The organism is uncultured Ruminococcus sp. (genome assembly GCF_947301925.1).
Classification (GTDB): Bacteria; Bacillota; Clostridia; order Oscillospirales; family Ruminococcaceae; genus Ruminococcus.
Genome location: NZ_CAMYUE010000002.1, coordinates 353,491 through 377,597, shown reverse-complemented (window position 1 = coordinate 377,597; position 24,107 = coordinate 353,491). Strand labels below are relative to the sequence as shown.

The following is a 24,107-nucleotide window of genomic DNA, read 5'->3' as shown; positions in this document are numbered from 1 at the left end:
ATAATGAAGGTAACAGGACGAATGGACGAACCATTCTTATAAGACAGGAGCTGAGATATATGAGATCGTTAAATATTATCATTGCTTTTGCGGTGGCTGCGGCAGCTGTTCCCATGCAGACCTCCGCTGCACGGGACAGAGGCGGAAAGCGCATAGTGGGCTATCTTCCCGACTGGAGCTACAGCGCCTGCAGGGATATGGACTTCTCTCAGGTGACTCACATAAATATCGCGTTCTGCAATCCCGACAGCAGGGGAGAGCTGCGCTGTGAGATACCCGACAGCGAGCTTGAGAAGATAGTCTCCTCAGCCCATGAGAAGGGAGCGGAGGTCTTTGCCGCTCTCGGCGGCGCAGGCGGCTGCGACAGCTATATGCAGTACATAGATACCCCCGATGAGATGAGGACGTTCAGCGGTAATATCATGACCTACTGCGAGAGGTACGGCCTTGACGGCATAGACCTGGATATAGAGCTGGACTCGGGGAATGAAATATGGAAATATTACGGCGACTGGTGTAAAGAGCTGAGGTCGCTGTGCGACGAAAGAGACATGGAGATGTCCACTGCCACGGCTCAGTGGGTGGCGGGAAGGGTGTCTCCCGAGACCTTTGCCCTCTTTGATTTCGTCAACGTTATGGCCTATGACAACGACGAGGACAGATACTCCCACGCCTCCTATGAGTATGCGGAGAAATGTCTGGACTACTTCTCGTCGGTGAAAAAGCTCCCCGCTGAAAAGCTGGTGCTGGGAGTTCCCTTCTACGGCCGCGGCTATACGCCGGACGGCGAGCTTGACTGGGATTCCTATGAGCCCTTTGCAGAGCTGGTGAAAAAGGACTCCGCCAACTACAGCCGCGACAGCTATAACGGCGTAGCCTATAACGGTGCGGAGACCATGGCGAAAAAGGCAGAGCTTGCAAAAAGCTACGGCGGTATCATGATATGGGAGCTGACTCAGGACGCAAAGGGCGAAAACTCGCTGCTGAGAGTGATAAACAGCCGTCTTGCAGGCGGAGAGCAGTTCATCACGGGCGACGTCAACGGCGACGGAAGTTTCAATATCGCGGACGCTGCGGCGCTTCAGGGCTGGCTGCTGAAGAAGGAGACGACGCTGAAAAACTGGCAGGCAGGCGACTTCGACAGCGACGGCAGCCTTGACGTATTCGATCTGGTGCTGCTGAAAAAGGCGCTTATTGAAGCTGCAAGGCAGAACACCGTTATCGTTACGGATACAAAGAGCCTTTATGAGGCGGTAAAAAACGCCTCTCCCGGCGATGTGATAAAGGCAGCTCCGGGGACCTATGAATGCGGCACAAAAGCTGTAAGCCCGGAAACTGACGGCACAGCCGAGGCTCCCATAACCCTGGCCGCACTGGATCCCGATGATCCGCCTGTACTGACGGGCAGCACCACCGGGCAAGGCTACGTTATACATATAACGGGTGATTACTGGGTGATCGACGGGCTTGTCTGCACCAACTCACAGAAGGGCATAGTCCTCGATCATTCCGATCATACGGTGATACGGAACTGTGAGCTGCGGAAGATCGGCGCAGAGGCTGTGGCTATCCGCGACGGAAGCTCCTGGTGTACCGTAAAGGACTGCAATATCCACGATACGGGACTTGTATCCCCTGGGTACGGCGAGGGAGTATATGTGGGCAGCGCCAAGTCCACCACGGGATATGACTACAAATGCGACCATAACAGGATCATAGGCTGCACCTTTAAAAATGTGGCTGCCGAGCATATCGACGTCAAGGAGTACACCACCGATACGGAGATAAGCGGCTGTACCTTCTTCGGCGACGGCATGACGGGAGAGAATTATGCGGGCAGCTTCATTGACCTGAGCGGAAACGACTGCTATGTACATGACAATGTGGGCTACAGGAACGGCAATCCAAAGATAGCTGCGGCCTTTGAGGTGCATGAGCAGGTTCAGGGCTGGGGGTATCATCATGTGTTCGAGAACAATACGTTGTATATGGATCAGCCCTACGGCGCGGAGGATACGAGCCGCAGGATGTATGTGGTGGACGGCTGGTTCAGTGCTTTTTCCGTAAAGAACAATATGGTGGACTACGGAAACGGCCTTGTCCCCGCAGACAGTTGGGAGTACTACAATTCCGATTACGTTACATATCTTAAATAACGGCAAAACGGGAAAAACCGCCCGAAGGCGGCTCTTCCCGTTTATTCTTTAGGAGATGATTATTTCTCTTACTATCCGGCTCAGATGCCCTTGAAGGTGATCTTCTTGTACTTTTCCAGTCTTTCTGCAACAGTCTGCTGCTTTACGGGATCCATGAAGTAGCCTCCCTGAACGTCTGCTATCTCATCGCAGTGTACTCCGCGGCCCTCCTCTGTGGTACGGTCGCGCTCGAGACCGTTTTCGGCGATAACGAACTTCCACTTGCCGTCGTCGGTCTTTACAAGGTCGCCGCCTGCGCCGCATACCGCACACTCAATGGGGTACCTGAGACCGCCCCACTGCTCCTCGCCCAGGCAGAGGCAGTTGCTGTGACAGTTGGGACACCAGCCTGCGTCGGGATCTCCCAGCCATTTGCGCTCTGCTGCGGGAGTATTCAGCGCCTTCATAACGTTCTGACCGATCTCTCTTGCACGGGCAAGCTTTTCCTCATACAGGAGCACCTGTGCGGGAGCAGGCACCTGGGTAGCCATATACATATCGACCACCTTGAAGCTGTTGGTCACTGTGGTTATCTGCATACACTCCATAGCAAGGGACTGCCATGAACGTGTAGAGCCGCCTACAGCGATAAGAGCGCCTACACGGTCACGGGGTTCGATAGCGCCTATCTTTGTAAGGAATGCCGACTCGTACGCAAGGTTGCGGTGCATGAATTTGAGGAACAGCGATGAGGGCATGAGAGCATATGTAGGAGCGGAGAAGATCACCGCGTCCTGATTGAGCATGACCTCCATTATCTTGTGCTTGTCATCCTTGTTTTTGAGGGAGCAGCCTGTGTTCTTGCCCATGGACATACCCATGGTGCAGGCTGTACAGCCCGTACAGTCAAGGAGCTCATAGTCCTTGAGGTTTATCATTGTGATCTCCGCGCCCATCTCCTGACAGACGAGGAGAGCTTCCTTTGTGAGTATCTCACAGTTACTGTCTTTTCTGCCGGCTGTAACGCCCATTACTTTGAATGCCATAATAAAAACTCCTTTTCTGATCCTTGCAGGTGGTGTGTCGGATCCGGCTTATGATAGTTTATTTTTGGTGAAGCAGGCTGCTGAGGGACAGCCTGTAAGTCTGTATATTTAATTATACGTTGTTTTCAACAAAAAAGCAACCCGTTTATTGCTGAAAAATATCACAATTATTCACATAAATAATTGTAAATGTTATCACTTGAAAAAAGACGGTTTATGTGATAAAATAAATATTTATCCCGACTTATAGCTGAATGACGGATATATGATTTTTTTATGGCGCAAAACTAAGAGTTTTGCCGCTGTGGCATCGTCTAATAAATGAAAGGCAAAACACAGGAAGGAGTTTCTGCTATGGATAACGGTGAAAGTAGCTACCGCCGTTTCCTTGCAGGTGATGACGGCGGAATGGTGGAGCTGATCCGTGTCTACAAGGACGGACTCATCATCTACCTCAGCAGCTACACCGATAATCTGGCTTCCGCAGAGGACTGCGTTCAGGATACATTCATAAGGCTTGCAGTGAAGAAGCCGCATTTCAGCGGCAGGAGCACTTTCAAGACCTGGCTCTATACCATAGGAAGGAATATAGCAATTGACCACGCAAGAAAAAGAAACAGACACAGAAACGCAGGACAGGAGGAGCTTGAGGCTGTGGCAGATGTTTCCGACCTTGAGAGCGGCTATCTTGTAACAGAACGCAGAGTTACGCTGTACCGCGCCCTGGAAAGGCTGAAAAAGGAATACAGGCAGGCGCTGTATCTGACCTATTTTGAGGAGTTCAGCGCTACCGAGGCAGCGGACGTAATGGGAAAGTCACGCAGACAGGTGGAGAACCTGCTGTATAATGCAAGGAAAGCGCTCAGATCAGAGCTTGAAAAGGAGGGCTTCAGCTATGATGACATATAAGGAAATGGCTGAGAACGTGCTTGAAGCCCGTGACAGATATGAGGAAAAGAAACGCAGGCGCGGCATAGTCATGCGCAGGTGCATACCTGCTGTGACGGGACTTTGCGCTGCGATAGCGGCAGCAGTGGTCATGCTGAGGCCGCCTGCCGACAAGATACCTCATGAGCCTGATATAATAATTGCAGAAACTACCTCCTCAACATCATATACAGAGGTGACAACAGCGCCTTCATCGGCTGCTGTGACGTCTTCCGTGACAGCTCCCGCTGCGACAGCGACGGCAAAGACCACATCGTCTGAACATAAGGGCACGGTCACCACAACTGCGAAGACCTCCGTCAAATACGAGGAGACTCCTCACGGTGAGACGGGAACACGTCCTGACGGGAAAACCACCACAACTGCGGCAGGCACTGCAACTTCGGCAAAGACTACGACTGCGGCAAAGACTACAACTGCGGCCAAGACTACAACTGCGCCTAAGATCACATCTGTGCCTAAGACAACCACGAGCCCGGCCGGCCCGATTATCCCGACCTTTACTACTGTTCCTTCAGCTGGGGGAGAGGTACCAGGCGGTGGAGAGCTGCCTCCTGGAGGCGGAGGAGCGCCCGTGAGCGGGGGCGAGCCCGCAGGCGAAATGCCTGACAGGTTCTATCCCTTCGGCGATCTGGACGGCAGAAGATACTGTGCCTACGGCAGTGATGTGCCGGCTGATATGACGGAAAGCTGTATCGGCAGCATAAAGCTTGAGGCCCGTGATCCCGAAAATGGTGAGATACGCTATATGACAGCCCCTGTATACAGCATAACGGGCTTCGATCCCAACCAGATCATAGCGGTGCGCTTTGACGAAGGCGGCGGTTATTATCTGTATACGGAGCTTTACTGCGATGCGACCGTATTGGACAGCTTTATGGCGGAGTATTACAGACATTAGCGCGGGCATTGGATATTGGCACTGGTATCCTTTACCATATAAAGTAAATCCCTTTCGTGTAAGGGGGGCATACAGGACGAAAAGGAGCGGAAGCTCCTTTTTGTTTTGGGCTGATACGGTTTCCGTATTTACTTTTGGCTGCAAGCTGTGGTATAATAGTTGAAAAGCAACAGCAGAGGTGATGAGTATGAAAAAGGTTTTTGCTTTGATAGAGGTATTGCTGGTGACGTTCTGCCTTATAGGCTGCGCAGTGAGACGGGCGCCTTCTCCGCCGCCTGTGCTTGAGGATATCATTGAGGCGGACGGACTTGTCACCTCCTGCACCTTCGACGGCGTACAGCATGATATCATCACCGATCTTCCCGAGAATACGCAGAATGCTCCGCTGGTGGTCATGCTCCACGGCTACGGGGACACGGCGGATAATTTCCGCAATTCCGTGAGATTCCATGAACGCGCCAACGAGGAGGGCTATGCGGTGGTGTACGTTACGGGGGCCTGCGATCCCGACGATCGCACCTCCTCCAACTGCTGGACCTCATGGGACGACGGTACGGGAAACGACGATCTTGGCTTCCTTAGAGCCCTTGCAAAGCACCTTCAGGAGAGATACGGTCTCGATCCCGGACGCACCTATGCGGTGGGCTTCAGCAACGGAGCCTTCATGGCTCACCGCCTGGCGGCACAGGCAGGGGACACCTATTCCGCTGTTGTCAGTGTTTCGGGCATGATGCAGCAGAGCGTATGGAAAAAGCGGCCGGAGACCAATAATGCAGGGGTGTTCCAGCTCACAGGTGAAAAGGACGACGTTGTGCCAAAGAAAAGCGACGGCAGCGCGGATCATGTCTCCGCTCCTGCCATAGAGGACGTTATGAGCTACTGGGCGGAGTCCGACGGGCTGGAGCTGACAGAGATCTCGGAAATAGGCAAGGGCTCTCAGCTGAAAAAGTATACTGGCAGCAGCGGCAGACAGGTCTGGGACCTGTTCATAAAGGACGGCAGACATACATGGAAGTGGTCTGACAACGACATAAACGGTATCGACACCACCGAGCTCATACTGGAGTTCCTTGACGCTCAGTCGTGACGTATGCCGCGAAATACAGGGGAGTTTTAAGGGTGCATAAAAAATATTCCGTGAGAGTGGAATTTTTTGTGACACTGTGATGACAGGCAGCGATAGTATGTAGTGAAAGCAACCATGGAAGCTTACAGCTCCGCCGACCGTGCTTTTATATGAGAGGGAAAGCACTTCGGTCGGCCGGGCAATCTAAAAAGGAGGGGACCGCATGACAGGCGGCGAATATCTTTCTTTACTCGAGAGATCACCGAAGCTTGCTCACGAAAAGCTTTTCGGTGAATACTATAACTACGTTCGGACCATCGCTTTCAACCGCCTCAGAAGCACAGGTACCAGTGAGGACGTTGAGGAATGTATCAGTGATATATTTGCACAGATATTCTTTACCTTCTGTGAGAAATACTCAAACGGCGACATGAAGGGCTTTATCGGCACCGTTGCCAAGAGGATGAGCATAGATCACTACAGAAGGCTTTCCAGAAAAGCGGGAAAGACAGTCTCCATTGATGATGAGGGGGCTCCTGAGATCAGCTCGGGAGTCGATCTGGTGGGAGAAAGCGAAAATTCGGAGCTCAGACGTATATTGATCGACAGCATTAAGGAACTGGGAGAGCCTGATTCTACAATACTTATACAGAAGTATTACTATAATAGAAGGTCACAGCAGATAGGTACGCTGTTATCAATGAATCCCTCGACCGTCCGTATGCGCTGCAAGCGGGCGGCGGAAAAGCTGCGCAAGGTCCTTGAACTCAGGGGAGTAAAGGAGGGTATGATATGAAAAGCTTGAATATGGATATTCTTGAAAATGCAGAGGATAATGTTCTCGAGGAGCTGGTTCCCTTTTCAGCAGAGGAAGAAAAGACAATGAAAAGGGTTTTTGCTATGAGCGAGAAAAAGTACAATGCTCTTATAAGAGCAGAAGAAAAAGCAGAAAACAAAGACGATAACGGCGGCATCACGATGAAGGCTGCCGACGAGACAGTGGTACAGGGCGTGGAGGTCTACCGCAGGCCTGTATGGTATAAGCCGCTGTGCGCGGCTGCTGCCGTAGTTATCATGGCAGGAAGCTTCGGCACACTTGCACTGTTCGGAAGACATAGGGTAGGCAGACAGCAGACCGACCCGACAGAGCCGACTGAGTCAACCATGGAGACAGAGACCACCGAGTCGATGGATATACTTCCGTCCGAGGAAGAGATGGAGAGCTTGTTCGATCAGTATCTGCCCTATTATCTTGAGGTGGAGAGCTTCAACTGCTCAGACCGTATCGATCCCGAATGGGAGCAGATCACATTTGCCGTAGGAAACGGCATGGACGACAATTACTATGACGAGACCTATTATATGGTCGAGGACGGAAGGTTCGTCAACTATGACGAGCTTGTGGCTTATTACAAGCAGTATCTCCTCAATCCCGAGATCTTATTCAATACCGCAGGCGATGTGAGCGATAAGAACGAGGGCGACGTTATAGAGTTCGGAAATGTACTGGAGTATAAAGGCAGGCTCTATGCTGAAAGAAACCTTAAAACCGCCATCGTATACGATGAATCACTGGGAGCTCTCGGAAAAAGGGCGTACAATGTTACCGCAGATTCATTCAGCTATGAAAAGGTAGTAAGGTATCAGGACGAATTCGGCGATATGGCAAGACACTTCAATCTTGATTTTGTAAAGGACGCTGAAGGACAGTGGAAGATCGATACGGGTATTGTAAGCGACACGGAATACGATCCGATCATAAACTACAGTGCGGAAACAGAGGTTGTCTCCGTAGATGTAATAGATGCTGCCTTAGCTTACATGAATGAGAACTACCCGGACAAGATCATTGATGAATACTTCTACGATCCCGTTGATAAGCTGCCCGAATCCTATTATCATGTGACCGACGACTATATAGACAACAATAACTGGCACAGATTCTCGTTCTATGACTCAGAGGATGATGCTATACTTGGAAGAATTGTTCTTTATGTTGACGATAACGGTACCGTTTTCGGCACCGATTACAGAGACTGAAAGCAGCCGCCCCCGGCTTTTACCGGGGGCGGTTTTCTTTATAATGCCGCATCAGCAGGGGGCTGACAGCAACATTCGACCGAGCAGCCGCAAGAAACGACTTGAAAAAAAACAGATATTATGCTACAATTAAAGTTGAATCCCCTTTGCAGGGACGCTGAAAAAACGAAAGCGAGGTCATGACCTTAATGGAAAACGGCATCTTCAAAAAAATCACAGCAGCAGCGGCAGCTATATGCATGATCGGTGCGCTGACGGGATGCAGCTCTAACAACGGCGAGACGCAGGTGTTCACCGAGAATATCACGGGCACTGCCGACGGCTATGATTATGAGCTGTGGAAGGACAACGGCGATACAACATTCAACGTAGAGCCCGGCGGCGGAAACTTCTCCTGCGAATGGAGCAATATCAACAACGCTCTTTTCAGGCGCGGAAAGAAGTATGACTGCACAAAGACGTATCAGGAGCTTGGAAACATATCCGTTGACTACGGCGTTGACTACCAGCCCGACGGCAACTCATATATGTGCGTGTACGGCTGGACAAGAGAGCCCCTCATCGAGTTCTATATCGTGGAATCATGGGGAAGCTGGAGACCGCCGGGAGCTCCCGTTGCTCTTGGTACGGTCACTGTTGACGGCGGCACCTACGATATATACAAGACCACAAGAGTGGAGCAGCCCTCCATCGACGGCACACAGACCTTCGATCAGTACTGGAGCGTAAGGCAGCTGAAGCCCGAGGCCAACGGTACAAAGATAGAGGGCACCATATCCATATCCAAGCACTTCGACGCATGGGCAAAATGCGGTCTGGAGCTGGGCAAGATGTACGAGGTGGCTCTCAACATCGAGGGCTATCAGTCCAAGGGCAAGGCAACTATCTATAAGAACAAGCTCAATGTGGGCGGCAAGTATACCGAAGCTACCGATATCGAGGTCACAGTTGACGAGGACGCCATAGCCAGACTTGCGGATGCAGGCGAGGATGACGAGCCCCAGGAGGTCGGCTTCTTCGATATCAGCTTTGAAAACGGCAAGGAGGGCTGGATAACCAGAGGCGGCCCGCTGCTTACTATCGACAAGGAAAACGCTTCCGACGGTTCACAGTCACTGTTCGTCAGCGGAAGAACGGACAACTGGAACGGCGCTACGATAATGCTCAGCAGCGATACCTACAAGCCCGGCAAGGCCTATAAGTTCAGCGCCAAGGCTATGCAGAAAAGCGGCCAGGAGGTCACAATGAAGCTGACCATGCAGTATGAGAACGACGGCGAGAAGTACGACGAGGTAGCACTTGTCAGCGCAAAGAGCGGCGAGTGGGTAACTCTCGAGAATCCCGCATACGTTATCCCCGAGGGCGCCGAGAAGCTCATGCTTTACGTTGAGTCTCCCGACAGCCTTACGGACTTTTACATAGACGAGGTCTCAGGCGCAGAGGGCGAATGAGTTCTTCAGTGAAAAAATGATACATGATTGCTGCCGCCTGCGAATGGCGGCAGTTTTTTTGATGATGCGGGTCAAAAAAGACTTGCAAATGCTTTGCGGGCATGATATAATATACATAATGGGATAATGTTTACAATTTTACAAGTTTAATAAACATATATTTGTGTTCAATCAGTAGAAAGACACCTGTGGCTTTTCCACAGGAGACGTTTGCATAAGAGGAGGAATAACATATGAAGTTCAGAAGACACCTGTCCGTTATCACAGCAGCCGTCCTTGCATTTTCATGTCTGCCCGCAGCGGCGGTGTTTGCCGCAGACGGCTCTGAAAGCGGGAGCGGACAGCATGAGATCTATATACCCGATTTTCCCCAGGAGGTGCTTGACGCCTTTAATATAGACTGGACAGGACTCGGCGAGAACCAGCGCGTAGACAATGATGAGTTCAGCGAGGGCGGCACAGGCAATAAATGCAGCCATAACGGCGGCTATTCGCTGTTTTCCACTCAGGGCGGCGGAGACACTATAGCTTACGCAGGCTTCTGGTACGACTGCGACGACTTCAATTATTATTCCTATGCCTCTTATTCGGATCCCGATAATTACAGCTATAACTCTCCTGTTATGCAGTCGGAGCTGTTTACAAATATCCAGCGCATGACAGACTTCAGGGCAGGCCCTTTGCTGACTCTTGACAACGGCAGCGCGGAGCTGTTCGTGATCGAGAGATTTACAGCTGCTCCCGATATGTCAGCCGACGAAAAGCTTGGCACATACACCGCAGGGGGTATTTCCTACGACCTGTACAGGAAGGTCGCCGCCGATGAGGGGAAGGTCTCCTATTGGGCGGTAAATGCGGAGGGCGAGTATATCGCTTCCTCAGTTGAATGGGCTCCCGAAACATTCAGTACTCCTCTCAGCGATCATCTCACAGAGCTGAAAAAGCTCACAGGCGCAGGAGAAAGGCTGGAGCGCTACGGCTTCTGTATGGACGGCTGCGATGGCAGGGGCAACGGATTCATACGGAGCACCCTTGTGAAGGACGACAGCCTGCCTCCTGAGGAAGAGCTGCTCAGAGACGATGACGGCAGATACAGGAAATATGACAACAATATCAGCAAGCTCCTCGGCGGCTGTTACTATGAGCTTAACGCAGATGACGGTACTTCCTCCGTCACTCCCATGGAGAACGGCACTTTTACAGCGGAAATCGACGAAACACAGCATTATTCTGTGTTTGCGGGAAGAGTGTTTGACGGCAGCGAAAACGTGCTGGACCATAATTACAGACTCAACTATGAGTTCACATCATCGGACTCATATGATATGTGCATCGCAAAGGTTTGCTTAGCCGATCCGGAGACGACTATGAACTTCTATGAGTTATTCGACGATGAAGAAGACATATGGGCTGTTATGGGGTATTCGGCAGGCTATGCGGGCTGCATAGAGCTTATGGGCGAAACGTATGAGGTGTATACGAATCATTTCAATATGCCGACAGGCTTTGGCTGGGGCGGGCCTGTTCGTTATGATATAGTTCACCGGAACGTCCCTGCTGCTCCGCAGGAAGTCAGAAAGGGCTCCATACCCTTATATGCGCTTATCTCGGCATCCTGTCACTATGGACTGAATGGGTCGAAGCTGAGCAGTATCACCTTCGGCACCCGGGGATACGGAAGGAAGGTCAATATCAGCGTCCTGAAAAACGAGCTTACCGAGGACAGCACATCTGTCCTTGACAACGAGGACGCACTGAAGCTTTATGCCGACATGGACATAAAGAGCGCCAGTACCACTATTGACGCATATACGTTCCTCTGTGACAGCACCTATAAGGCTTCCATGACCGCATATACCGAGGGACGGTTCTCGGCAGAGACCCGTATGAAGTGTGATAACTCTTTCTCGGGGGGCTATGATTTCGGCGTCGATGTGGGTATCACGGATGAAGAGGACTATGCGGCGGATTACAGCGCAAGCTGCCGCTTTGACGGAAAATACTACATGGGTTATTCCGTAAGCATGGTTTGCGGAGATTCATATGAACCGCTGTCGATGTATGTTATTGAGAACAGCGTGGGAATGACTTCCGGGGATATCTTCGACAGTTTGTTCCCTCCGAGCTTCAACACAAATTCCACTTCTCTGTTATCCTCTGAATACCTTGGAGTATACAGCGCGGACGGTCACGAATACGACCTGCACAAGGCATTGTTTGAAAATAGAGGTTGTTTTTCGTCCAGTACCGTATGCGTTTTCCTTGCCGTAAGAAGGGATCAGCAGGCTGACAGCACCGCTCTTTCGGGACATATCAATCTGTCAAGGCATCTCGCTCAGCCGGAGCGGAAAGGCGGGAATATCAGATCGCTGAGAGGTATAGAGTTCTTTGTTTCCGTCAGGGACGCAGAGGGCAGTGTCAGCGTGGACAAAAACAATATCTATATCACGGAGGCGGAACGCGGCGAAGGCGAAAAGAACATAGATCAGGTGTTTGCAGGCGACTTCAACAACGACGGCTGTGTTGACTCTTTTGATGTGATATCCGCCAAGAAGCTGCTTGTAAGCAAGCTTTCCGACAAGCCCGTAAAGGCTGAGAGGCAGTATGACCTCAACAATAACGGCACCTTTGAGGTGGCTGACGTAGTCACACTTCAGTCCTACGTTATCGGCAGACTGAAGACCCTTTCATGATATTTCCAAAACCATCTTCATATGAGAAGCCCTGCTGCACATTTCTGCGGCGGGGCTTCTCTCATTTTATTGCAGCGGTGTTGTTGACCGTACTGCGTAAACGTGCTATAATTGAAGGTAAGAAAAAGCGGCCGTTGAGCTGCGGAAAGGAGCCTGCCGTGAAAAGACTTTTTGCTGCCGCTGTGTCGGCGATGATGTGCTGCTTGTGTATCACGGGGAACAGGGCTGTCAGCGCTGAGAAACGTCCCTCGAAATTCAGGGCAACGTTCATACAGAACTGGTACTGCCGCGACTGGACGCAGCAGCGCTGGGAGCAGGAGCTTTGCTCTGCAAGGGAGGCAGGCTTTGATTCCGTTGTCGTACAATCGGTATACGATATAGTCAGGGGCGAATGTCCGCAGGGGAAGAATGCTCAGGATCCTGCCGCATACAGCTCCGCCGAGAGCTTCTGTATGTTCCCTTCGGAGCATACGGCCGCATATCACTCCTCTCAGAACGGCGGCGACGAGCTGGCTGTGGCTCTTGAGGCTGCAAGGAATACGGATATGAAGCTCTGGCTGGGGACCGTCAGCGACGATATGTGGTGGAAATACGGCTGGGGAGTCCCCGAGGGAAGCTTTTTTGCCGACTGGTCGGAGGAAAACGGAAGCCTCGGCGCCGATCTCATAACCGAAATGTGGAGCAGATACGGCGGCAGCTACGGTCAGCAGATAGCAGGCTGGTATTATGTCAACGAAATATGGAATATGGACGCTGCCTGCCTCGGAGAGGATAACGGAGAGTACGCACGTATCATCGGCAGCAATATAAAAGCGTCGGTGTCGGCAGTGCAGGAGAGCTGCCCCGAAAAGCCCCTGCTCATAAGTCCGTTTTACAATCCCGATATTTCCGGGCCTCAGCAGTATACTGCTTTTCTGAGGGATATCATAGAGGCAGGAGGACTGCGTCCGCAGGATATATATGCAGGACAGGACGGCGGCGGAAAGGAATACGGTCCCGCGGTGATACGTCAGTGGGCGGATGCTCAGAAAAAGGCCGCCGACGGCAGAATGACGTTCTGGATAAATAACGAATGCTTCGGCAGGGATATGACCGCAAAGCCTGTATCTGCCCTGAGAGAGAACTATCTTGCCGCGGCTGATCTCGCAGAGGGGAACATACTGTTTTCATGGGATCACTATTACGCTTCAGATGAGGAGCTTGACAGGCAGTTCAGGGAATTCACCTTTGAGCCTGTGAGAGGCGACGTCAACGGAGACGGCAGACTGAACGCGGCAGACCTTGCGGCGATGCAGAGCTTCCTTCTGGGCAGGGCGGAGCTCGGTGTCCCTTCGGCTGGGGATCTCTGCGCCGACGGAACAGTTGATGTATTTGATATGATAGCTATGCGGAAAATGCTGGCCGCCCATGAAGGGTGAGTATTTCTTCCGCTGCAAAAAGGTTACTGCGCATTTGATCGGAGTGAACATGAAAGGAGAATGAAATATGATATATACCGTTACCTTCAATCCCGCAATAGACTATGTGGTGCATACCGACGGCATGGAGCTTGGAAAAGTGAACCGCTCGTCCCGTGAGGAGATATACTTCGGCGGCAAGGGCATAAACGTGTCGGCGGTGCTTGCTCAGCTGGGAGTTGCTTCAAAGACCATGGGGTTTACCGCAGGCTTTACGGGCAAGGCCATAGAGCAGGGAGTATGCTCCATGGGCATAGAGGCGGATTTCGTAAGGCTTGACCGCGGCAATTCCCGTATCAATGTCAAGATAAGGTCTGCCGGGGAGACCGAACTCAACGGTCAGGGCCCCGATATAGACGACGCGGCGCTGAAAAAGCTGTTTGACAAGCTTGACAGGCTCACCGACGGCGATACCCTTATACTTGCAGGCAGCATACCGAAAAGCCTGCCCTCCGACACCTATGAGAGGATACTGGAAATGCTCTCGGACAGAGCCGTAAAGACCGTTGTTGACGCTACGGGCGACCTGCTGGTAAACGTGCTGAAGTATTCTCCCTTCCTTGTCAAGCCCAACGATCACGAGCTTGGGGAGATATTCGGGACGGAGATAACCACTCATGAGGAGGCTGCGGAATATGCGGCAAGGCTTCAGGAAATGGGGGCGCGGAACGTCCTTGTGTCCATGGCGGAAAAGGGAGCCGTGCTTCTGGACGAAAGAGGAGCCGTACACAAGTGCGGAGCCTGCAAGGGAACGGTCCGCAATTCGGTAGGCGCAGGAGATTCCATGCTTGCAGGCTTTATCGCAGGCTGTGCAAAGGGCGGCACGGAATACGCCCTGAAGCTTGGTACAGCCTGCGGCGGTGCAACTGCCTTTTCCGACGGACTGGCGAAAAAAGAACAGATATATGAGCTCCTTGAGCAGCTGTAAAGCGGAAATACATATAATAAGCCCATACGTTAACAGTGTGGGCTTTGGTTATACTTCAGAGCAGGTGATATGCCTGAGTTGCGCTTGACTTTTGTACGAAACAGCGATATAATATAAGTGAACAGCTTTGTTTTTGTGCAGAATGTAGTTCTGCTATTACAGGCGTACCGATGTGCGCATACGAGAGAGTGATACAGTGGATAAACCATATCTGGATACGGTCATCTATGATAATTTCTATGAGATGATCAGGGGAAGATACGATAACAGACGCGATACAGACGCCGTCAGGTATATGGACGGGGACAGCATCGTCAGTATAACCTACGGCCGCCTCACCGCGGAGATAGCGGCCATGCACCGCTTTATAGGCAGCCGCGGTCTTACGGGGCGGCATATAGCCATTGTTTCAGAGAACAGGTACGAGTATATCGTGATATACCTTGCTGCTGTGCTGGACAGCGTGATAGTTCCCATAGACAGGGAACTGGACGGGGATACCATAGCGGACTGTCTCGGGCGGTTCGACGTTGACGCTGTGTTCTGCACGGACAAGACCGCCGGCAAGCTCCGCGGCGGGGTGACGGCAATAAATATTGACAGGGAGTACAGCGGCATTATCGGCGAAAAGGTATCGGTGGAGGAGTTCTTTGACGAGGTGAAGGATACCGACAAGGACAGATTTGCGGTGCTGGCCTCCACATCGGGCACGGACGGCGAGATGAAGGGCGTTATGCTCAGTCAGTACAACGTTATTGTCAATGTCCGCGGCACTCTGGAAAACAACGTGCTGAAAACGCCTACACTGGCGTTCCTGCCCATGAACCACACCTACGGCTTCAATCCCTGTATGCTGGCGACTCTTTACAACGGCACTACGCTCTGCCTGTGTCTTTCGCTGAAAAGGTTCATGAAGGACGTCAAGACCTTCGATCCGTATTTCTTCGGCGCTGTCCCCATGGTCATAGGGGCCATGTACGATGGCATTATCCGCGAGGTGAAACGCCGCGGCAAGGAAAAGACATTCAGGCGCATGATAGCGGTTAGCAGCTTCTTCCTGCGCTTCCATATTGATCTGCGGCATATCTTTTTCGGCAGCTTCATAAACAAGCGGCTGAGACTTGTGGTCAACGGCGGAGCTCCTCTTGGAAGCGGCGTGGTGGAGAAGTTCGGGCAGCTTGGCATAACCATACTCAACGGCTACGGACTGACGGAGTGCGCTCCTACCATTGCGGTCAGCAGGACCTGCAACAATGCTCCCGGCAGCGCAGGCACCATAATGAAGCACATCGACGTCAAGATAGCCGACGACGGCGAGATACTGGTAAAGGGTCCCAGTGTTATGCTGGGCTACTACAAGAACGGGGAAGCCACGGAAAAATGTATGAAGGACGGCTGGCTGGCTACGGGAGATATAGGCTATACCAGGGGCAGGCTCATATATGTCACGGGCAGGAAAAAGAACCTTATCATACTGGAAAACGGCAAAAACGTGCCTCCCGAGTACCTTGAGGACAGGATAAACGCGATCCCCTGCGTCAGGGAGAGCCTTGCGGTGCCGCGGAAGTCCGCAGGCAGAAGCACTATACTGAAGGCTCTGATAGTACTGAAGGACGGGGAGAACGGGGACGGCCTTGCCGGGGCTTTAAAGGCGCTCAACAGTGAGCTCCCCGACTATATGCGCATAGACGACTATGAGATAATGAGCTGTGAGTTTGAGAAGAACAGCTCCAAAAAGATAAAGAGGGATCTGTATGTTTGAGATAATGAAGAAGGTGCTGGAGGAGGAATACGGTATCACAGATATCGCTCCCGATATGAATATCCGCAGGGATCTGGGACTCAGCTCCTTCGACCTGATGAACCTCATCTGTATCGTTGAGGAGAGGTTCGGCATAGAGCTTGACGAGGAGCAGTACCGCCACCTTACTACGGTGGGCGAGATGTGCGATATGGTTGGAGCTCTTGCGGAGAAGCAGGGAATATGAAGGCTGAGATCGTCAGGGATAAAAAGGGACGGCGTGACTTCCTGCGCTTCAGGAAGGAACTGTACCGCAGGGACGGCCTGTATGTGGACAACAACTACTTCATGCTGAAGGAGATATTCTCGGGAAAGCTGCATTTTACCGAGAATATGGAGATCTATCCCATAAATATCATCGACGGCGGAAAAACAGTCTGTCAGGGGGTGGCTGCCTATACGAAGGAGCTGCCCGAATATATACAGCTGTGCTTTTTCGAGTCCCTACCCGGTATGCAGAGTGCGGCGGAGCTCCTTGTGAGTGAGACTGCAGAGCTGGGAAGGAAGCTGGGCTGCAAGAGGATAGTCATAGGCCTTTCGGGTCATGTAAACTACGGTCTGGGCTTTCTGGATTCCCACTATGATGAGAAGAACTCCTTTTCGTCTCCCGGAAATCCCGTATACTACAACGATTATTTCCGCAGCATGGGCTGTGAGGAGATAAAGCTGAATTCCTACTTCACCCACAGCCTCGACAGCAGACTTTCCAGATACAGGAGCCTGCTGGCAAAGCTGGACAGGAACTATGAGTTCCGCTTCTTTGATAAGAAGGAGTTCGGAAAGTATTCGGAGATATACACCGATCTGAATAACGCCTGCTTTACAGGTCACAGGTATTACTACCGCAGGCAGTATGAGGACGACGCTGAGATGCTGAAGACCCTTTTCCTGTTCATGAAGGAGGACTCCCTCATTTTCGCGTTTAAGGACGGAAATCCCGTGGGCTTCATAATGTGGTATCCCGACTATAACGAGCTTGCGGAAAGGGGAGAGATATTCGGCACGAAGCACTTTTTCCGCAATATCCTCCGCGGCAACAGAATAAAGACCGCAAAGGTCATGGAGTACGGCGTCATTGAGGAGTACCGCGGCTCGGGACTGCCGCTTGCGCTTATAAGCAAGGTCTATGACAGGCTGAAGAACTACGGCTGTCAGCAGGTTGAGACCTCGTGGATACTTGATGAGAATACGGATTCAAACAGCTTCTGCAGGGAGCTGTGCGACGAATCATATAAGGGATATGTTGTGTATGAAAAGGAGATCGGCTAAGGATATAGAAGCTCATGTGAGCACCGAGCCCTCGGAGATATTCGCCGTAATGAAAAGGAGCAGGGCTCTCGGCGGCAGGGAGCTGCCTTATCCCTTCACGGAGGATATGCTCACACTTCTGAAAAAGGGCAATCCCCTCAGGCAGAGCTTCTATTTTATCGAAAGGGGCAGCAGCTACGCTTTTTTTACCGTATATGTGAACAGGATGAACCTGTTCACCTTCGGAAAGGCAAAGCTGTTCATGAAAATAAAGACCGTGGCCTTTCCCTGCTCTCTCAGCTGCGGCGGATATGTCACCAATGACCTGCCCATGATGCTGGAGTACATAAAGACCATAAAGGGCTGCAAGCTGGTGCTGAATATCCCCGAGGAGACCAAGATAAAGGGTATGGCCTCGGGAGAGACCCTGCCCACCTGCAAACTGACCCTGCTTCCGCAGCACAGCAGCATCGAAGCGTACATAAAAAGCCTGCGGAGCCCGTACAGGCGCAGGCTCATGCTGGCAATGAGAAAATGCAGCGGCATAAGAGTTCAGCAGACGGAGGGCGGCGTCACCGATATCCATTCGCTGTATCTTCAGACCTACGAGCGCTCGGATTACAAGCTGGAAAGGCTTGAAAAGGTGTTCTTTGACGAGGCGGACGGCCACAGGCTGGTATTCTTCAGCGGTGATGAGCCCGTGGGCTTCGTGCTGCTGAAAAAGAACGGCGACGAGCTTGTCTTCATGCTATGCGGCATGGATTATACATACGATACCGCCGACCTGTACTACTTTATGCTGCTGAAGATAGTGGACTACGCCATAGCTCACGGGTGCAGGGTGATCGACTTCGGCCAGACCTCGGAAAAGACCAAGCTGAGGTTCGGGGCGGTGCTTGAAAAGCGGTATTTCTGTGCGCATCACAGCAATCCGCTGCTGAATATCGCAGCAATAGCAGGAAAGAGCATACTTGAATACAAGTATGATTTTCCCGATTTTCATGTTTTTAAGGGGTAGGATATGAGAGTATTACTGTTCAGACCCAGACCTCACAAGGAGACCATAGGCTTGCAGAACGTCATGATATGCGAGCCCCTTGAGCTGGAGTACATCTCCGCAAATATCGAGGCGCTGGGACACAAATGCCGTATAGTGGATATGATAATCGAAAAGGAGAGCGTGCCGTATTTCGTGAAGCGGTTCCGTCCCGATGTTGTGGGGATAACAGGCTATATCTCCCATGTTAACATCATGAAGGACTACGCAAGGCAGGTCAAGGAGTGCGATCCCCGCATAAAGACCATCATAGGCGGAGTCCATGCGGAGGTCAATCCCCAGGACTTCGAGTCCGGGTATGTGGACTATATCATCCGCGCCAACGGCATACGCACCTTCATAGACATACTCAACAGCCTCAGCGGCAAGGCTCCCGCAGGGGATATTGCCTGTGTGTACGGCAGGAACAAGCCTGCCCCTGAAAAGGATCTCACCTTCAGCTACCTTTATCCCGACAGGGACAAGGTGAAGAAATACCGCTCCCGCTATTACTATATGTTCCACAGGAACTGCAGCCTGATAAAGACCTCCTTCGGCTGTCCCTACAACTGCAAATTCTGCTTCTGCCGCCAGATAATGGACGACAGGTACTTCGCAAGGAGCCTTGACGATATCATCAGCGAGCTGGAGCAGATAAAGGAGACCGAGATCTATATAGTTGACGATGATTTCCTTGTGGGCAGGGACAGGATACTGGAGTTCTGCGACCTGCTGGAAAAGCACCGGATACACAAGAAATACCTCATCTACGGCCGCGCTGATTTCATCGCCGCCAACGAGGACGTTATCCGCCGTTTCAAGCAGGTAGGTCTCCGCGCTGTCATAGTGGGACTGGAATCCTGCGACAGCCGTCAGCTGGACGACTACAACAAGCGTACAAACGTTAAGATCAACGAGAAGGCAGTGGGCATACTCAGGAAGTACGACGTGGAGTGCTACGGCACCTTTATACTCGGCCTTGACTGGACTAAGAAGGACTTCGACGCTCTCTACAGGTGGATAAAAAAGCTGGGACTTGTCTTCGTGAACCTTCAGCCCCTCACTCCTCTCCGCGGCACGGATATATACGAAAAGTACAGGCCGCAGTTCATAGTCAGGGAGGACGAGTATGAGAAATGGGACCTTGCCCATCTGGTGGTAAAGCCCGAGAAGATATCCGTCCGCAGGTACTACTGGTACACTATGCTGCTGTATTACAAGATAACCGCCAACCCCGTAAGCGGCTGGTATATGGTGAAGAAATACGGGCTTCACGATACGCTGAAGCTCAGCTGGGGAGCTGTAAAGGTAAACAATCAGTACCTGAAAAAGCTCATAGGAGGCAAATGATGGCTAAGAAACTCAGAGTTCTGCTCATAAGACCCAAGTATACCTCATTAGTCGCAAATCTTGAGCCCCTCGGCCTTGAATATCTTGCAGGCCTTGCCAAGGAGCTGGGCATAAAGTGCAGGATACACGACGAATTCCAGTATCCCTGGACGTTCCGCTTCAGAAGGATGTGCGAGATCATAGATAAGGGCGGATATAACTTCATAGGCTTCAATGCCAACGCCAATACAGTGGACTACATCAACAAAAGGGCAAAGCAGCTGAAGGAGAAGTACCCTCACCTGTTCATTATGGTGGGAGGTCCCGAGGCCGAGCTCAATTATACGGAATTCTGCAAGAAGGCCGTTGACCTTGTGTACCACGACAACGGTCTCTCCACTCTGAAGAATATCTGGACGCAGGGGCTTGCCACAGAGGTATTTGACAGGCAGACAGGCATATGCTACAAGAGGAACGGGCGCTGGGTCATAAAGAAGAAGGGCGCTCCCGTTGACTGCTTCATCAATAAGCCCGACAGGACCGCCTTCTATAAGGGACTGAAAAAGAACTACATATTCATGAAGGGAAAGTATGCCCTCAGCAAGGCCTCCTTTTCATGTCCCTTCAGATGCAGCTTCTGCTACTGCACCAAAATGAACAGCGGAAAGTACACCGAAAGGGATATCATGGAGGTGGTCGACGAGGTGGAGGAGATCCGTCACGACAAGATATGGTTCGTGGACGACACCTTCTTCTTCGACGCGGACAGAGTCAGGCTGTTCTGCAACGAGATACTCAGAAGAGGCATAAAAAAGACCTTCATGGCCTACTCCCGTGCTGACTTCCTTGCGGCAAATCCGGAGATACTGCCCCTGGCCTACAAGGCGGGCTTCCGCGATATACTTGTGGGGCTTGAAGCCATAAACGACGATCAGCTCACCGATTATCACAAGCAGACCACCAGATACGAGAACATCACGGCTATAAAGAACCTTCACGATAACAACATCGTCTGCGACGGCCTTTTCGTCATAAGCCATACCGCCACAAGAGAGGATTTCCGCAGCCTGATGAGATTTGTCAGGGAGAACAACCTGCTCTGGGTGGTGTTCGGCATATTCACGCCCTACAGGGGGACCGACGCCTACGACCGGTACAAGGATCAGGTCGTAAACTTCAGGTCGTGGCGGCTTGACGGAACTCACATTACCCTGAAGCCCACACATATGACCTCGTTTGAGTTCATGATGAGGTATTACTGGATACACGTCCTGACCTATCCGAAGATAATGGTGAGGACATTCTTCGGGACGGGCTACGATACCAAGAGAAAGGGCTGGTTCTGAGCTATGGAAAGATATATGTTCGTGCGCGTCCATTATGACAAAAGAGTTGCCAGTCTGGAGCCCCTGGGTCTTGAATATCTCATGGCCTGCGTAAAGGCGGAAAAGAGATTCTGCATGATACACGACGAGGGTATAGAGAGCCCCTTCGGAAGATTTAAGAGGCTGCTGAAAAAGGTGGACGACAACCGCATAACGGTTGTGGGCTTTTCGGTGATGTCAAATACCGCGTGGTATGTGCTGAAGCTGATAAAGAAGCTGAGAAAGGCGCGTCCAAAGGTGAAGATAATGGTGGGCGGTCCCGAGGTCATAGTCAATCACGAGGACTTCCTCCTTAAAGAGATAGACTATGTGTCCTATGACAACGGTCTCGACTCCTTCCGCAAGGCTGTCAGGAACGATCTGGCGGTATCCGCGCTGAAGGACTGTACAGGCCACGCTTTCCGAGTAAAGGGAAGGTGGGTCTGCAATCCCAAGGGCGAGCCCATTGACAGCTACGGCATACTTCCCGACAGGAGCCATTTCTACAACAACCGCAAGAAGTTCAGGGTGCTGGCAAAGGGCTGCTTTTCCGTTATGAAGACCTCATTTTCGTGCCCTCAGCACTGCAAGTTCTGTATATCGAGGCAGTTCAACAGCTGTCAGTACAGGGAGAGACCCGATGACGAGGTGATCGGGGAGATAATGAGCCTGGATAACGACAAGGTGTTCATAATCGACGACGATTTTCTTGTGAACAGGGAAAGAGTCATAAGGATATGCAGGCGGCTCCTTGAGCTGAACTGCCGCAAGACCTTCATGATCTTCGCCAGAGCCGACAGCATCGTCCGCTGCAGGGACATAATGCCCCTGATATACAAGGCGGGCTTCCGTGATATGCTTGTGGGACTGGAGGCCGTGGAGGATACCACTCTTGAGAAATACAACAAGAATTCCAGCGTATACCTCAACAAGGAAGCAATAAAGATACTCAGGAAGCATAGGATGATATGCGTGGGGCTCTTTGTCATAAACTACGATTTCACTCACAGGGACTTCATGCGCATAAACGAATTCATACGCAGGGAAAAGCTCATATGGGTGCTGTTCAGTATACTTATCCCCTTCAAGGGGACAGACGTATACGAGGAGAACAAGGACAGACTGTACAAGTATAAGTATCGCAGGACAGGCGGCACAAGCGTACTCATGAGGCCGTCGGCTCTGCCGATGCTGCTGTTCAAGCTGGAGTTCCATTTCCTTTACTATGTGAACTATCCCAGGATATACTGGGCAGGCATCACGGGACTTTTCAATCACAAGTACAAGAAGAAATAGTCAGAGGCGGATATGAGGATATTATTGATAAAACCCGAGACCGTAGGTATTTTCAGCTTCACGAATCTGGTGGATCATGAGCCTCTGGAGCTGGAATACCTCTATACCATGTTCCGCAGCATGGGCTGCAAGGCCGTGATATACGACCGCAGATACGATCTGACCTCACTGAAAAGGAAGCTGAGACAGACCCGTCCGCATATCGTATGTATAACGGGCTATATCACCCAGCAGGAGCTGATGATAAGATACTGCGACGTGATAAAGGACTTTGACAGCCGCATAAAGGTGATATTGGGCGGCTCGAATGTGGAGCTGAATTACGGGAACTACTTCCGCTCAAGGGCGGACTATCTCTACCATCTCAGCGGACTGAGCAATCTTGCGGAGCTGGTAAGGCGTATAGGAAAGGGAGCTCCCGTTGATGACATAAAGGGTATATGCTACAGGAAGGACGGGAAATGGAAGGTGAACCCCAAGGTCATCGAAAGTCCCGCAAGCCTTCCCGTGCCCGACCGCACTTACTTTTACCGCAACAAGGACAGGTTCAGATATCTCTGCTTCCGTCCGCTGGCGCTGGTGAAGAACTCCTTCAGCTGCCCGAGACAGTGCAGCTTCTGCTTCTGCACCAACAGGAACAGCGGCAGATATGCCTGCCGCAGCGTTGAGAGCCTGGTGGACGAGATAGCCTCCCTGAAGGTGCCTGCCATACACATAACCGACGACGACTTTCTCATCAGCAGGGAGTATCTGACGGAGTTCGTCCGCCTCATCAGGGAAAGGGGCATACATAAGAAGTTCCTCATCTACGGCAGGGCGGACTTCATCGCCCATAACGAGGATATCATAAAGGAGCTGGCCTCAATAGGACTGTCGCTGGTCATGGTGGGGCTGGAATCCCCCGATAATGACGAGCTGGACTCCTACAACAAGCACACCACCTCCGACGACAATCTCGAATGTGTGCGGATACTCCATGAGAACGGCATATACTGCGCAGGGCTCTTCATCGTGCATCAGGGCATGACAAAGGCGGATTTCCGCAGGCTCTACCGCTGGATAGCAGACAAGGACATAATCCCTACAGTGTCGGTATTCACGCCCATGCAGGGCTCTGCCATGTACGGCGGGTACGAGGATAAGCTGCTGACAAAGGACGTCACAAAGCAGGACCTTTTCCACTGCATACTGCCGCCGGAGCATATGAGCCTCAGGAGCTTCACTCTGCAATACTACAAGCTCTCGCTGAAGCTGGCGTGGAAAAACCGCCATTCGGGACTTTATAAGGATAATCAGTATTTCAGGAGCAGCCTGTTCATCATAAAGGTGCTCCTTGTGAAGCTGAAACGGCTTTTCAGCTTCTGAAAA

19 protein-coding genes are annotated in these 24,107 nt (G+C 51.6%); 18 read left to right on the top strand and 1 reads right to left on the bottom strand.

From position 1 onward, the window contains the following. The first annotated feature begins 59 nt into the window (after positions 1 to 59). A complete protein-coding gene (locus Q0Y65_RS05040; RefSeq protein WP_297957861.1) occupies positions 60 to 2,156 on the top strand; it encodes a glycosyl hydrolase family 18 protein in 2,097 nt (698 codons plus the stop codon). An 80-nt stretch (positions 2,157 to 2,236) separates the two neighbouring features. Here the strand turns inward: Q0Y65_RS05040 and Q0Y65_RS05035 are convergent, their stop codons facing one another. Further along, positions 2,237 to 3,181: a flavodoxin family protein gene (locus tag Q0Y65_RS05035; protein ID WP_297957858.1), complete on the bottom strand. Its 945-nt coding sequence runs from the start codon at positions 3,179 to 3,181 to the stop codon at positions 2,237 to 2,239. 354 nt (positions 3,182 to 3,535) lie between these two features. Here Q0Y65_RS05035 and Q0Y65_RS05030 point away from each other — a divergent pair, with 354 nt between their 5' ends. From Q0Y65_RS05030 to Q0Y65_RS04950, 17 genes are all read left to right on the top strand, one after another. Beyond that, the gene (locus tag Q0Y65_RS05030) at positions 3,536 to 4,090 is read left to right on the top strand and encodes an RNA polymerase sigma factor (protein ID WP_297957857.1); all 555 of its coding nucleotides are present in this window, start codon (positions 3,536 to 3,538) and stop codon (positions 4,088 to 4,090) included. Next, positions 4,077 to 5,030, top strand: a complete 954-nt coding sequence (locus tag Q0Y65_RS05025; RefSeq protein WP_297957856.1) for a hypothetical protein — start codon at positions 4,077 to 4,079, stop codon at positions 5,028 to 5,030. The genes Q0Y65_RS05030 and Q0Y65_RS05025 overlap by 14 nt, the downstream gene beginning before the upstream one ends. A gap of 187 nt (positions 5,031 to 5,217) precedes the next feature. Further along, entirely contained in the window at positions 5,218 to 6,117 is a 900-nt protein-coding gene (locus Q0Y65_RS05020; RefSeq protein WP_297957855.1) for a PHB depolymerase family esterase, read from the top strand. Between the two features lie 202 nt (positions 6,118 to 6,319). Beyond that, a complete protein-coding gene (locus Q0Y65_RS05015) occupies positions 6,320 to 6,892 on the top strand; it encodes an RNA polymerase sigma factor (RefSeq protein WP_297957854.1) in 573 nt (190 codons plus the stop codon). After that, a complete protein-coding gene (locus Q0Y65_RS05010; protein WP_297957853.1) occupies positions 6,889 to 8,136 on the top strand; it encodes a hypothetical protein in 1,248 nt (415 codons plus the stop codon). Before Q0Y65_RS05015 ends, Q0Y65_RS05010 begins: the two co-directional genes overlap by 4 nt. A gap of 188 nt (positions 8,137 to 8,324) precedes the next feature. After that, the gene (locus tag Q0Y65_RS05005; RefSeq protein ID WP_297957851.1) at positions 8,325 to 9,587 is read left to right on the top strand and encodes a glycoside hydrolase family 11 protein; all 1,263 of its coding nucleotides are present in this window, start codon (positions 8,325 to 8,327) and stop codon (positions 9,585 to 9,587) included. Positions 9,588 to 9,820: 233 nt separating this feature from the next. After that, positions 9,821 to 12,280, top strand: a complete 2,460-nt coding sequence (locus Q0Y65_RS05000; protein WP_297957850.1) for a dockerin type I repeat-containing protein — start codon at positions 9,821 to 9,823, stop codon at positions 12,278 to 12,280. Between the two features lie 158 nt (positions 12,281 to 12,438). Next, complete coding sequence (locus Q0Y65_RS04995) at positions 12,439 to 13,698, top strand: DUF4434 domain-containing protein (protein ID WP_297957849.1); 1,260 nt, start codon at positions 12,439 to 12,441, stop codon at positions 13,696 to 13,698. 67 nt (positions 13,699 to 13,765) lie between these two features. Further along, entirely contained in the window at positions 13,766 to 14,665 is a 900-nt protein-coding gene (pfkB, locus tag Q0Y65_RS04990) for a 1-phosphofructokinase (RefSeq protein WP_297957847.1), read from the top strand. A 196-nt stretch (positions 14,666 to 14,861) separates the two neighbouring features. Further along, entirely contained in the window at positions 14,862 to 16,427 is a 1,566-nt protein-coding gene (locus Q0Y65_RS04985; RefSeq protein ID WP_297957845.1) for an AMP-binding protein, read from the top strand. Beyond that, positions 16,420 to 16,653, top strand: coding sequence for an acyl carrier protein (locus Q0Y65_RS04980; RefSeq protein WP_297957843.1), 234 nt, complete (start codon positions 16,420 to 16,422; stop codon positions 16,651 to 16,653). Before Q0Y65_RS04985 ends, Q0Y65_RS04980 begins: the two co-directional genes overlap by 8 nt. Further along, positions 16,650 to 17,735 carry a GNAT family N-acetyltransferase gene (locus Q0Y65_RS04975; RefSeq protein ID WP_297957841.1) on the top strand — a complete coding sequence of 362 codons (1,086 nt, stop codon included), beginning with the start codon at positions 16,650 to 16,652 and terminating at the stop codon, positions 17,733 to 17,735. Before Q0Y65_RS04980 ends, Q0Y65_RS04975 begins: the two co-directional genes overlap by 4 nt. Further along, entirely contained in the window at positions 17,716 to 18,732 is a 1,017-nt protein-coding gene (locus tag Q0Y65_RS04970) for a GNAT family N-acetyltransferase (protein ID WP_297957839.1), read from the top strand. Before Q0Y65_RS04975 ends, Q0Y65_RS04970 begins: the two co-directional genes overlap by 20 nt. A 3-nt stretch (positions 18,733 to 18,735) precedes the next feature. After that, complete coding sequence (locus tag Q0Y65_RS04965) at positions 18,736 to 20,100, top strand: B12-binding domain-containing radical SAM protein (protein WP_297957838.1); 1,365 nt, start codon at positions 18,736 to 18,738, stop codon at positions 20,098 to 20,100. Beyond that, positions 20,100 to 21,425 (top strand): B12-binding domain-containing radical SAM protein, encoded by a 1,326-nt coding sequence (locus Q0Y65_RS04960; protein WP_297957836.1) that lies wholly within the window; start codon positions 20,100 to 20,102, stop codon positions 21,423 to 21,425. Before Q0Y65_RS04965 ends, Q0Y65_RS04960 begins: the two co-directional genes overlap by 1 nt. Before the next feature lie 3 nt (positions 21,426 to 21,428). Further along, positions 21,429 to 22,739 carry a B12-binding domain-containing radical SAM protein gene (locus Q0Y65_RS04955; protein WP_297957834.1) on the top strand — a complete coding sequence of 437 codons (1,311 nt, stop codon included), beginning with the start codon at positions 21,429 to 21,431 and terminating at the stop codon, positions 22,737 to 22,739. A 12-nt stretch (positions 22,740 to 22,751) separates the two neighbouring features. Further along, positions 22,752 to 24,104, top strand: coding sequence for a B12-binding domain-containing radical SAM protein (locus tag Q0Y65_RS04950; protein ID WP_297957832.1), 1,353 nt, complete (start codon positions 22,752 to 22,754; stop codon positions 24,102 to 24,104). Positions 24,105 to 24,107 lie beyond the last annotated feature (3 nt).